7 protein-coding genes are annotated in these 13,675 nt (G+C 46.1%); 6 read left to right on the top strand and 1 reads right to left on the bottom strand.

Annotation, left to right across the window (positions count from 1 at the left end):
- Positions 1-5: 5 nt before the first annotated feature.
- The 5 genes from DB398_RS04010 (at position 6) to DB398_RS03990 (ending at position 7,882) form a co-directional block, all read left to right on the top strand.
- A complete protein-coding gene (locus DB398_RS04010) occupies positions 6-920 on the top strand; it encodes a dihydrodipicolinate synthase family protein (RefSeq protein ID WP_108423109.1) in 915 nt (304 codons plus the stop codon).
- 36 nt (positions 921-956) lie between these two features.
- Complete coding sequence (locus DB398_RS04005) at positions 957-2,117, top strand: sialidase family protein (RefSeq protein WP_108423108.1); 1,161 nt, start codon at positions 957-959, stop codon at positions 2,115-2,117.
- A 37-nt stretch (positions 2,118-2,154) separates the two neighbouring features.
- Positions 2,155-3,672 (top strand): PKD domain-containing protein, encoded by a 1,518-nt coding sequence (locus DB398_RS04000; RefSeq protein ID WP_159076300.1) that lies wholly within the window; start codon positions 2,155-2,157, stop codon positions 3,670-3,672.
- Positions 3,673-3,744: 72 nt separating this feature from the next.
- A complete protein-coding gene (locus DB398_RS03995; RefSeq protein WP_159076299.1) occupies positions 3,745-5,208 on the top strand; it encodes a sialate O-acetylesterase in 1,464 nt (487 codons plus the stop codon).
- A 28-nt stretch (positions 5,209-5,236) separates the two neighbouring features.
- Positions 5,237-7,882, top strand: coding sequence for a sodium:solute symporter family protein (locus DB398_RS03990; RefSeq protein ID WP_159076298.1), 2,646 nt, complete (start codon positions 5,237-5,239; stop codon positions 7,880-7,882).
- Positions 7,883-7,947: 65 nt separating this feature from the next.
- On the opposite strand, the gene DB398_RS03985 is transcribed toward DB398_RS03990, so the two are convergent.
- Complete coding sequence (locus tag DB398_RS03985) at positions 7,948-10,281, bottom strand: hybrid sensor histidine kinase/response regulator (protein WP_159076297.1); 2,334 nt, start codon at positions 10,279-10,281, stop codon at positions 7,948-7,950.
- A 392-nt stretch (positions 10,282-10,673) separates the two neighbouring features.
- On the opposite strand from DB398_RS03985, the gene DB398_RS03980 reads away from it, so the two are divergent.
- Complete coding sequence (locus DB398_RS03980; RefSeq protein WP_234416042.1) at positions 10,674-13,628, top strand: hypothetical protein; 2,955 nt, start codon at positions 10,674-10,676, stop codon at positions 13,626-13,628.
- Positions 13,629-13,675: the final 47 nt, after the last annotated feature.

Below are 13,675 nucleotides of genomic sequence, written 5' to 3'. Positions count from 1 at the left end.
CATACATGAAGAAATTGGAATTTAAAGGGATCATCGCAGCAGGATTCAGTCCATTTGATGTGGACGGTAAACTGAAGTTGGAAGCTATCCCACCACTTGTTGAACATCTGATCGAACAAGGTATAGAAGGGTTCTATCTCACCGGAAGTACCGGGGAAGGAATGTCTTGCAGTATAGAACAACGAATGGCCATTGTGGAAAGCTATATGCAGGCCGTAAACAAAAGAGTGCCCGTCATCATCTGTGTCAGTCATGCCAGTCATGAGACCAGCACCTTGCTGACCAAGCATGCCATTGAGGTAGGTGCTGACGCCGTTTCGGCCAACCTGCCTACCTATTATGGCATCAACAACTTGGATCATCTGGTATATGGGGTGCAAAAAATGGTAGACTGTCAGGATGAATTGCCATTTATATACTATCATATTCCTGGAAAGACCGGTCTCAATTTCAAGATGCACGATTTTCTGGAAGCAATTGCCGGACGTTTGCCCCAACTCAAAGGAATCAAATACACCGCGGGCAATCTGGATGATTACATTCGCTGCGAACACACTTTTGGGAAGGAATTGAAAATGTACTTTGGTGTGGACGAACTGTTTCTACCTGCATTGTCGTTGGGTGCGGATGCCTTTATAGGAAGCACCTACAATTTTATGCTGCCCATGTATCAACAAATTGTGGAACAGCACAAAAACAACGACCCTCAAAAAGCAGTCGCCCAATATCATCAAGTGGCAGAGATCATCAATGGTTTCTTGAAATACGATGGTCTTTCAGCACAAAAGACCATAATGAAAATGGTCGGCCATGATTTTGGTCCTCCGAAACCTCCGGTACGACCCTTATTGGAAACCCAGTACAATGATTTGTATTCGGTAATGGAGCGGCTTGGGCTTTTCAACCCAATACCACATTGAGGATAACAAACTAACAAACCTTTACAAGCACATAAAATGAAATACGGTTATCTCATATTTTTTTTAGTACTGTTGTCCGCATGCACCGAATCCCCTGGAGGGAGCATCGTTATGGATGACGATGATCCGGTAGCTGTAGAGTTTCCGGGTACAGAAGGAATCAACTATCTTTTTGAACAAGGGATAGGAGGTTATGCATGTTATCGTATCCCGGCACTGTTGCGAGTGGATGACATGACCTTGTTGGCCTTTGCTGAAGGCCGTAGGAACAGCTGTAGCGATACGGGGAACATTGATTTGGTATTGAGACGTTCCGAAGACAATGGATTCACGTGGAGTGAAACCATTGTGGTCTGGGACGATGCGGACAATACCTGCGGCAACCCTGCCCCCATTTGGGATGCAGTGGCACAAAAAGTGGTATTGCTGGCAACTTGGAACGATGGTAGGGACGATATCGGCCCTATCAATGATGGTACTTCCATCGACACGCGCCGTGTCTACCATCTTTCTTCCACCGATAAAGGAAAATCATGGTCCTCTCCCACAGAGATCACTGAAGATGTAAAATTGCCCAATTGGCGATGGTATGCCACGGGACCAGGTTCTGGTATCCAAATTAAAAATGGACCCTATGCCGATCGTCTAATGGTAGGCTGTGATTATATCGATAGTGAGCGACGGGGGTATTCACATGTGATCTATTCCGATGATCATGGAGAAAGCTGGGTGTTGGGAGGTGTTTCCCCGGAGGTCCAGACCAACGAATGCGAAGTGGCCGAACTTTCCAATGGAGATCTCATGCTGAACATGCGGAACTCTGGGAACGAAAAGCGCAGAAAGGTGGCCACAAGCTCTGACGGTGGTGATACATGGGAATATGTGGGATTGGACAATACCCTTATAAGCCCCAAAGTACAATCCAGTTTGCACCGGTTTGATTTTGAGGACAACATTCTGCTGTTTTCCAATCCTGCCGATCAGATAGAAAGGATGAACATGACCATACGCTTGAGTACGGACGACGGAAGTACCTGGCCCCGCTCATATCTGCTCCATAGAGGGTTCGCAGCCTATTCCGATCTGGAAAACTACAACGGGGATAGGGTTGCCATTCTCTACGAGACGGGCCCAACACCACAAGACCGTTACCAAGGAATCTCTTTTGAGACTGTGGGACTCGATGACATACAATAACCAAGACTAACTAACAGTAAAAACTAAATTGATGGATATGAAAACAATAAAAATAATGATGGCCCTTTGTTCCTTGGCCGTTCTGTTCTCGTGTACTGATGACGACACCAGCACATTGGAGAAACAAGTGGATGCGGATTTTTCTGCGGAAGTGCAGAATGTGCAAGCAGGGAACACAGTTCAGTTTACGGACTTGTCCATAGGCGATGTGACCAGATGGAATTGGACATTTCCAGGGGGAACGCCACCAACTTCAAATTTACAAAGTCCTGAGGTGATTTACGAGACCCCGGGCACATACAGTGTCACTTTGAATGTGGCCAACCAAAATGGAAGTAAGACCCTAACCAAGGAAGGCTTTATCGTGGTACAGTCCCCAGAAGTCAATGCAGATTTTGAGTTGAGTGCAAATTCGGTGATCATGGGCAACAACTTTACGATCATGGACAGGACGACTGGAAACCCAACTTCTTGGCAATGGGAGTTCATTCCAGAAACAGGAAACAGTATCACTTCTACCGATCAAAATCCGACTGTCGTTTTCGAGCAGCCAGGTGTTTATTCCATTAAATTGACTGCTGCCAACGCCGATTACTCGGATGAGGTGGTGATGAGCAATGTGCTCACCGTTTTGGACCTGACCTCGGTGGATGCCAATTTTGAAGCTTCGACCTCTTATACCTACACGGGAAATGAGGTGACGTTTACCGATCTATCCGTAGGAAATGTGGATACCTATAGCTGGACCTTTGAAGGAGGAACGCCTGCCACGTCAAATCAAACCAGTCCCGCAGTCATTTATGCTACTCCAGGAAGGTATAGAGTATCGCTAACGGTGTCCAATGATAATGGAGGAGAGTCCACCATTACTCAGGAAGATTACATGGTTGTGGTTCCAGGAGGTGATCTTGCTGCGTATTTCCCATTGAGCAATGGTGGATCAGACGCAGGGCCAAACCAACTTTCCACCTCTATTTCGGGGAATGTCCTTTTTACTGGCGAAGATCGCTTTGGAAATACAGGGACGGCCACCTTTGATGGAGCTAGTCTGATCTCCGTTGCGGACAATGATGCATTGAATTTTGGCACTGCCAACTTTTCTGTTGGGGTATGGGTGAAAACAGAAGATACCTCCAGAATGATGGTCTGGCAAGAAAGTGGGGCCAACGGACCAAACGACAACCAGACCTGGTTGAGAATAGGCGATAATACGGATTCGCGAGTGATGCGTTTTGATACTGAGGACAGTAATGGAGGAGCGATTATCAACATCGGTACAGATAGGTTGCCCAATGGCGTTTCGGATGGACTATGGCATTTTGTGGTCGCTGTGAGGGATGGCAACACCAACTATGTTTATGTGGATGGATCATTGATCCACCAGATGGATGTCACCCCGATCCGAAATGTGTCCAACGAACAGGATTTCAAAATTGGAGGGCAGGAAATGGACCCAGGCGTTTTTGGAAATTTTCTAAATGGAACTTTGGAAGGAATGCTCATTTATAATAAAGCATTGAGCGAAGCAGAAATTACCGAACTTTATAATCTGTAGCATAGAACAGAAGAGAGGGCTGTCCAAAAGATCTTTTGGACAGCCTCTTTATTAAAAAAAATGATCAATAGAATGAAAAGATTACGTTTAGTCTTATACACAGCTGTATGTGTTTGGGTGTCCATCCAATTCGCCAACGCCCAAATCAAGCTTCCCGAACTCTTTTCATCGAACATGGTCTTGCAGCGCAATACCCAAGTGGCCATATGGGGTTGGGCCGATGCGAACGCCAATATTACCATCCATACATCGTGGATGGTAAACCCCATTGAGGTAAAGGCGGATAACAAAGGATCTTGGAATACAAAGCTGACCACCACCAATGCAAGAGAGCCACAATCCATGGAAATCAAGGGAAGCGGTTCCAGTATCATATTGGAGAATGTCCTCTTTGGGGAAGTATGGCTTTGTTCTGGCCAATCGAACATGGAACAATCCCTCAAAGGCTACACGGGCCAACCCACCTATGGTGCGCTTGAAGCACTTTCCGGAGCAAGAAATATAAACCTTCGGGTCTTTTCAGTGGATCATCATGGCTCAAAAACACCTTTGGACCATTTGGACGGATATCGGCCATGGCAAGAGGCATCTCCTGAATCGATTAGTGATTTTAGTGCGATTGCCTATTTCTTTGGACAGCAACTCCAGGAAATATTGGATGTCCCTGTTGGCCTTATCCTTACTTCATGGGGAGGAACGGAAATACAATCCTGGATGGCCAAGGATGCATTGGAGAACTATCAAACCGTTGATTTGAAAGATGTCGATCTCTCCCAAAATACCAAACATATCCCCACGGTATTGTTCAATGCCATGGTAAACCCGTTGGTGCCGTATACTGTCAAAGGAATGTTGTGGTACCAAGGCGAGTCCAACCGTTTGGAGCCTCAACTCTACCGACAACTTTTGCCAGCAATGGTAAAGGATTGGAGGGCCAGGTGGGGTCAAGGGGATTTTCCGTTTTATTATGTGCAGGTTGCTCCATACCTATACGATAAGAGGAACGATTACTTTCAGGAAGTTGAAAATTCAGCTTTTATCCGGGAGGCCCAATTGGAGAGCTTGGCAGATATTCCAAACGCCGGTATGGCCATTACCATGGATATTGGGGAATCGCATACCATCCACCCACCAAAGAAGAAAGAAGTCGCGGATAGGTTGCTCTATATGGCCCTTAACCAAACCTACGGACAAACGGCCATAGACTATCTGGGCCCGACCTACAGTTCCTTGGCCACAAAGGATGGAGGAATCGTATTGAGTTTTGACCACATTGGGGATACGGGTCTTTTTGTCCATGATAAGCTTGAAGGCTTTGAAATTGCCGGGGAGGACAGGAAGTTTTATACAGCTGAGGCCAAAATAATGGGTAACCATAAACAAGTCTTTGTCACAAGCCCAAATGTGCCCAAACCTGTAGCGGTTAGATATGCCTGGCGTAATTGGATCGTTGGGACCTTGTACGATGTGAACCTATTGCCCGCATCCTCGTTTAGGACAGATGATTGGGACAATGCCACCAGAGTGGAAGAATAGGGATATGAAGGACCAAATACCAATGGGAATGATGGGAATCGGAAAGAAAGGCAAGAGCTATTTTCTATTTTTTATTTTGATTTTTTTACTGGGGAACTCCTCCAAAGCACAAGACCAACCACAAAAAAAAGAGTTCGTCCGGTTCGATTGGCAAACGGCTACACAAATGCCACAAGGTCAGTATTTTCCGGAAAAGGGACTGGCCGGAAGTTTTTCAGGGGTACATAATGATGCACTTTTGTTGGCAGGAGGAGCCAATTTTCCCAACGGATACCCATGGGAAATGGGGCAAAAAAAGTGGGAAAGCACAATTATTGCCATCACAAGACAAGGTACAGCCTATAATTGGTACAGTTCAGAAGAGGTACAACTCCCTGTTCCGATAGGTTATGGTGTTTCCTTGTCCACCAAGGAGGGAATACTTTGTTTGGGAGGGAACAATGCCGAGGGCATTGTCACCAAGACCATATTGCTTTCATGGGACCAAGTGGATAAACGTATTTCACAACGGCAGTTGGGCAATCTACCAGGGAATTTGGAAGCGACCTTTGGAGCCGTATATCAGGAACAAATTTATTTGGGAGGAATTGAAAATGGGACAAATAAGTTGTTCCAACTATCCCTTTCTGAACTATTGGGGAGTTCCCCCGATCAAAAACTTTCATGGAAAGAATTGCCGCCGTGTCCTGGTCCGGCAAGAAAAATGCCTGCCTATGCCCTGCAGGGCAATGGACAGTCCGATGCGCTCTACATCTTTAGCGGAAGGTCAGAAACTGAAGCGGGCATAGAACTGCTTGATGACGGATATAGTTTTGATTTTTCAACCAAGCAATGGAATCGTATCATCAATGTGCCTCCGGTCATGGCTGCACCAGCATTGTCCTATGGAGTGTCCAATATTCTCATCTTTAGTGGGGATGGAGGGGACAGATTGTTGGAAAGGGATGCCCTGTCCAGGCAGATACAAGCTATGGAAGATGATGAGGGTAAAGATTCCTTGCAATCCGTGCTGAAGGACAAGCTGAAGAACCATACCGGCTTTTCCAATCAGGTCTGGTCGTTCAATACCATTACCAACACCTTCCAGAAGGCGGGCAAGCTGCCCAATTTTCCACCGGTCACGACCAACGCTTTTTTTTGGGATGAAAAGGTAATCCTACCTATGGGGGAAATTAGTCCAGGTGTTCGGTCAACTGGAATTTTGCAAGCTACGGTGGAGCATTCCAAAGGAACGTTTGGATATCTGAACTACATGGTGCTGGGCCTTTATTTCCTTGTTCTTTTGGGAATAGGAATCTATTTTTCATCCAAACAAAAGACAACGGACGATTATTTCAAAGGTGGGGGACGTGTGCCATGGTGGGCCGCAGGTCTCAGCGTTTTTGGCACGGCATTGAGTGCCATCACCTTTATGGCCATACCCGCAAAAACCTATGCAACGGACTGGTCCTATTTCTTTTACAATCTGAGTGTTTTGCTGTCCACCGCGGTGGTGGTAGGGTTGTTCATCCCCATATACCGAAAGCTGCAGCTCACCACGGCCTACGAGTATTTGGAACAACGTTTTAATCTTACCGTGCGGATGTTCGGGAGTATTTCCTTTATGCTTTTCCAGATTGGCCGTATAGCCATTGTACTCTATTTGCCGGCCATAGCACTATCCTTGGTAACAGGAATAGACATTTCGCTATGCATTGTGGTGGTCGGAGCCTTCAGCATTGCCTACACCCTCATTGGTGGTATAGAGGCCGTCATCTGGACGGACGTGGTGCAGGTCATCGTGCTTATGGGAGGAGCGGTTCTCTCCCTTGTTGTCATCTTTTTTGATTTGGGTGATGACCTTCAACCGATGTTGGGTAGGGCTATAGAGAACAACAAATTAACGTTGACCCATTTTGATTTTTCTTGGAACGAGCCCACGATATGGGTGGTCATAATAGGAGGGTTCTTTGCCAACCTAATCACCTATAGCAGTGACCAGACTTTGGTACAGCGTTACCTGACTACGAAGGATGAATCTGGTGCCAAAAAGACCGCATGGACCAATGCCTTGTTGGTCATCCCATCGACCCTTATCTTTTTCAGCGTTGGAACGGCCCTATTTCTCTACTACACCAAGTTTTCGGATGCCTTGGACCCTGTGGCCGAGAACAATGATGCCATCTTTCCGTGGTTCATCATCAACGAACTGCCAGCTGGCGTTTCAGGTTTGTTGATTGCAGGGTTGTTTTCTGCGGCCATGTCCAGTTTGAGCAGCAGTATCAATTCCACAGGCACGGTTTTTACCATAGATATCTATAAAAGGTTTTACAAAGGTGTTGCTGAAAAAAGGTATCTAAAGGTGGCCCGCTACGCGACACTTTTGTCCGGGGTGCTTGGCGTTCTGTTCGCACTTTGGATGGCCTCTTTTGATATTGAATCGCTTTGGGATGAATTTTTCAAGGTGTTGGGATTGTTCACAGGGGGTCTAGGAGGACTGTTTCTTTTGGGGGTATGCTTTCCCAAGGCCAATGCCCAAGGCGCTGTCATCGGACTTTTGGTGAGCAGTGTGGTCCAGTTCTTCGTATCTACACAGACCGATCTACATATTTTTCTGTATAGTGCCATTGGTTTGGGTACCTGTGTACTGGTGGGGTACTTTTCCAGTTTTCTTTTTCCAAAAGCACGGAAATAATTCCATTGATTGGGTCGTTCTGCCAGAAGACAGGTAAGATATGAACTTTGATTGCCAAAGCTCTTTTAGGCTACATGTGGTTTTTTGGGAATGTTCTTTATCATTTTGGAAAACAGCAATGCGCCGTTTATTGGTTTGGTGATCAGGTCATTGGCCCCCAATCTGAATATCTCCTTTCGGGTCTTACTGGTACTGTCCGCTGTGACCACAAGAATGGGAATTTGGGGATTGCAGCTGGCTTTCCCACTTCGGATCACAGAGGTTGTTTCGAAGCCATCCATTTCGGGCATTTGCAAATCCATCAGCACAAGGTCGAAAGTATGCTCCTTCATGATTTCCAGGGCTTCCTTCCCGTGATTGGCAATAGTGAGGTTGGTGTCTTCCCATTTTTTGAACAAAAGTTTCACCACTGTTTGGTTCATTTTGTTGTCTTCTACAAGTAGAATGTCCCGTGTGCCCAAACTATCCGTTGCGGCCATCTCATCTTGTTGGTCCAGTACCAATTCGGTATCGTCCATTTCATAGCCCAGGCTCAGCTCGCAAGTGGTGCCCTGCTGTACATTGTTTATGATATTGATGGTTCCTTCATGCAGGTCCACGTAGTTTTTAACGATGAACAGGCCGAGCCCAAGACCACTGAACTCCCTTTTGTCCATAAAGGATTTTTTGGTAAATGATTCAAACACAGTGCTCATCTTTTCCTTGGAAATTCCAATGCCGGTATCTTGAATGGAAAAATCCAGGGCCACTCCACTCTTGCCTTTGTATTTACAGTTCAAGGTTACGATTATGCCTCCCGTATTGGTGAACTTGATGGCATTTTCAAGAAGATGGTTCAAGATCTGGACCAGTTTTCCCTTATCCCCAATGATTCGTGCCGGTAAGGACCCTTGGAAAGAGAAGCTGAAATCCAAGTTCTTTGCCGTTGCCTTTTTCTGATAGGTCTCCATAACTTTTGATAAGGTTTCCGGAAGCTCAAAAGAGACCAACTTTAGCTCTTGGGTACCCTTCTCTATCACGGTAAAGTCCAAGATGTCCTCTATATACCCCAAGAGGTTCTTGGACGAGCTCAGGATAAGCTTACATTTTTCTTCCAGATCGGCCTCTTCCTTGTTTTGCTGTAGTGAGGTGGCCACGCCCATGATAAGGTTCAAGGGTGTTCTGAGTTCGTGGCTGATGTTTGAAAGAAAAGAGGACTTGATGTCGTTCATGTCCTCCGCACGTTGTAGGGCCAATAACTGGTTTTTTTCATTTTCCATGCGAAGTTCACGAATCCTGTTGCTCATGGAAATGGAAAGGAAAACGATTTCCAGACCAATGCCAAACTTTGCTCCATTGTTGGTGAAGAAAGAGTTTTCTATGGTATTGAAGTTATTCAGGATGAAAATGACAAAACCAAGCACCAAACAAGAGATGCCTATCACAAAATAGGGGTCTACTTTCACTTTTTTCGCTTTGACAACCACTAACGAGGTAATCATATGGACCAATACCAATATGCCAACGCCATTGGCCAAAGGATAGCAGAATGGGGGCAGGGCAGGAGCTGCACAGAGGATGACTATTCCCATAAGGGTGCCAATGCCCAAAGCTTTGCCCAATTGGTGCAATAGGCGGTTCTGTTTCTTCAGGTTCAAAAAGGTATCCCCATATTTTCCAAAAAAGAAAAGAGAAATAAAGGCGGTGAGCAACACGGACCTATCGGAAAGCCAGCCACCTTGCGGGGTAAAGTATTGGTGGAAAAAACCATCGAGCGAAAACTGCATCAGGGCGATGAATAGCACATAGAGCCCATAGTATATAAACGCGTTGTCCTTCAGTGCAAAAAAGAAAAAAAGATAGATGATACAGGCCAGTATCAATATCCCATAAAAGAAACCGTAAAAAACCTGTTCCTGATAGGTCAGCTCAAAAAACGTATTTTTTCGATACAATTGCAGCGGGGTCATCACGACTTCACCATCACTTTTCAAGTGGATATAGGCCTCCATTTTTTGATGTGGTTTTAAGCTGATATCAAAAATGGACTTTCGGTGGGCCACGGTCTTTTTTGAAAACGGAATTTTATCTCCACTATGCTGTCGTTGAACTTTGCCAACTTCGTCCACCAAATAAAGATCTACAATGTCTGTAATTGGCCTTGCAGTCTCCAGATAATATTCGGAAGTTGTCATTTCTGGATTTTCCAAAGAGAATTTGATCCAATAACTTTCATTTGAAAACCCCATGTTTTCCTTTACACTGGAAAGAGGGACAAAGGACAGGTTCGAACTTCTTATATCATCAAATGTGAGGTTTTTGTTGCCAGTTAAAAGAATGGATGCCTGGGAACGGAGTGAAATGGTCCCCGATACATTATCTTTTTTATGGGATTGGGCATTGCCAACAAAGGGAATCATGTAGATTGTGGCACACATAAGCATACCAACTATCATAGATAGTATAGAGGTCAAAAAGCGCATAAAGTAGGTTTTTTGTAGATACAGCCCTTTGGGAAGGCAGCATCATACTTGTTTATATATCCTCAGATATAATAAAACTAAAGAAAGCCAAACCCCGACTTTTCCCCAATATTTGGGGATGTCCTGCAAAATACATCGATGTTCGGTGGTTTATTGATGAAAAAGCCGATTTTGGCCAAAATTGAAAAGCCAGTAATTTCCTACTCTTAAGCACTATATTGGGCTGTATTTATTAGATTTGAAGGGAAACGAACAACTTAAACTGACTCATGGGAATTCAACTACGCTCTTTTTACTTTTCACTACTGTTTTTTGTTAACTGCGCATTGATGGCGCAAGACTTCAAAGCATTGAAATACCGTACCATTGGACCATCTCGTGGAGGACGGGTGACCACGGTTACCGGAACACCTATGTTGCCCGGAACATTCTATTTGGGAGCTTCGGGTGGGGGCGTTTGGAAAACGGACGATTATGGCAACACATGGAACAATGTTTCCGATGGCTATTTCAAGACCCCGTCCATAGGGGCCATCGAAGTGGCCGTCAAGGACCCCAATATCGTGTATGTGGGCACAGGGTCGGACGGTATTCGCAGTAACATCATTGAAGGGAAAGGAATGTATAGGTCCATCGATGCAGGAAAAACCTGGGAGCATATCGGACTGGAAAATGCGGGACAGATCGGTGCCGTCGAAATAGATCCTACCAATCATAATACGGTATGGGTTGCGGCCATAGGAAATGCGTTCAAACCCAACAGCGAGCGAGGAATCTTCAAGACCACCGATGGCGGCCAACACTGGGAAAAAGTACTCTTCGTGTCCGATGAGGTGGGTTTTGCCGACCTGGAACTGCTTCCCGGGAACCCCAACGTGGTCTATGCAGCTGCATGGAAGGCTCGCCGCACTCCATGGACCATCGATTCAGGAGGAGAGAACAGCGAAGGGGGCATCTACAAGTCTATCAATGGTGGAAAAGATTGGGCAAAACTGGAAAAAGGACTCCCCAAAGGACTCATCGGCAAAATCGATCTAGCGGTCTCACCAGTCGATTCACGCATATTGTATGCCGTTATTGAAGCCCCGGGAGAAGATAGGGGACTCTATAAATCCGTGGATCAAGGCAAATCGTTCACCCATGTTTCGGACAATGAGGATTTGGTGAACAGACCGTTTTACTATACCAACATCGAATTGGATCCCACCAATCCGGATATTATCTATTCCAATGCCAATCCCTTGGTGAAATCAACGGACGGTGGAAAGACCTGGAAACGGATGAGCGTACCACACGGGGACAACCACGACATTTGGCTCAATCCCAACAACCCAGATCTGCTGATCCAATGTAATGATGGCGGTGCCAACGTGTCCCACAATGGCGGCAAGACATGGTCTACCCAATTCAACCAGCCAACGGCCGAAATCTATCAAGTTGCTGTGGATGACCAATATCCCTATTGGGTCTATGGAGCGCAGCAGGACAATACCACTTTGGCCATTCCGAGCAGGGCTCCGAATGCCACGGGTGTACAAGGAACCCAGATCATGATGGATGTGGGCGGCTGCGAAACAGGACCCGTTATTCCCATGCCCGGAAACCATTATATCGTTTACAATAACTGTAAGGGCCGTTTCAGTGTGTACAGCAAGAAAACGGGAATGGACAGGGAGTATTCCATTGGGGCATCCAATATCTATGGACACAATCCAAAAGATTTGAAATATCGGTTCCAACGGGTGGCCCCTATCCATGTTTCTCCCTTCAATCCCGAAGTGGTGTACATGGGGTCACAGTATCTTCATAGAACGAGCAATGGCGGACAGCAATGGGAAACCATTTCCCCAGACCTGACAGCAAACGAGCCGGACAAACAAGTCATATCAGGAAATCCCATTACAAGGGACATTACAGGAGAGGAATACTACAGTACATTATACTCCATTAGGGAATCCAAGATCAGCCAAGGTGTCATCTGGACCGGTTCCAACGATGGGGTCATTTCCGTGACGAAGGACGGTGGCAAAACATGGAAGAATGTAACCCCTAAGAAAATGCCCAAAGGAGCAAGGGTGGAATCTGTGGAGCCTTCCCAGTTCCATCCGGCAAAGGCCTATGTGGCGGTAGACCGCCATTTGTTGGGAGACCCCAAGCCTTACTTCTACAAAACGGAGAATTATGGCGAAAGTTGGGAACTCATCAGCACCGATTCCAATGGCATACCTTCGGATTACACGGCCCGTGTGCTACGGGAAGATCCCGTTCGTGAAGGATTGTTGTATGCAGGAACGGAATTTGGGATGTTCATTTCCTTTGATGATGGAAAAACCTGGAAGAAATTCCAACAGAACCTTCCCGCGACGCCCATTACGGACATCATTCTTTTTCGGGGCGATTTGATCCTGAGCACCATGGGGCGCGGATTTTGGATCTTGGACAAGGTTACGGCCCTTCAGGACAAAAATATGGACCGATTGAAGGATGACCCCGTCTTGTTCAAGCCGGACAACACCATTCGGTACAGAACGCCATGGGGAGGAGGGGATTTTCCAAATTATCCCTCCACCAGTGTTATCATTGATTATTATTTGCCCAAAGAAGTAAAAGAAGGGGTAAGTCTCCAGATTTTGGATGCACAGGGCAAAGAAGTGGCCACCATTGTGAGCGATTCTACCCAACTGGAGTCCACGGAAGAAAAAGTGGAGGACATGGCCCTGAGCATGACCTTTGTCTATTTGGATAGTAAGCTGGAAACCAAAAAAGGCATCAACCGATTCCAATGGGACCTTCGTCAAAAAGGGCCTTGGGACAAGCGCAAGGAAAGACGCTACAAGAATGGACCCATGGTACTTCCCGGCACCTACACGGCCAAGCTTACGGTAGATGGGCAGACGTATGAGAAATCATTTGAGGTACTTATCGATCCCAAGTTGGAGGAAGAGGGGATTTCCCTATCCGATATGAAGGAGCAATTGGAACTACAGCAAAAAGCGATGGATCTATTGTCAGATGTACGGAAATTGCAGGACGATGTGGAAACCAAGATCAAAAAACTGGAAAAGGAAAAGACCGACGAAGGCCAATTGGAGGAGCTGAAAAAATTATTGCAACAACTGAAAAACGAGGAAGGTGCCTATCCCCAGCAAATGATGGTGGCCCAGATATCCTATTTGAACAGCATCTTGGGCGGGAGTGACAAAAAGCCCGGGGAGGAAGAAAAAGCGCGCTATGCAGAACTTCTGTCCCAGTTCAACCAGTTGAAACAAAAAGCGGGCATCTGATCTAAAAGATCAGGATGCCGGCTTATGCTGTTTAGGGCGAATGGTCC

The sequence above is a fragment of the Flagellimonas amoyensis genome (assembly GCF_003058265.1).
GTDB lineage: Bacteria > Bacteroidota > Bacteroidia > Flavobacteriales > Flavobacteriaceae > Flagellimonas > Flagellimonas amoyensis.
Note: the sequence above shows the minus strand (reverse complement) of the source record. Positions and strands in the feature narration are given on the sequence as shown.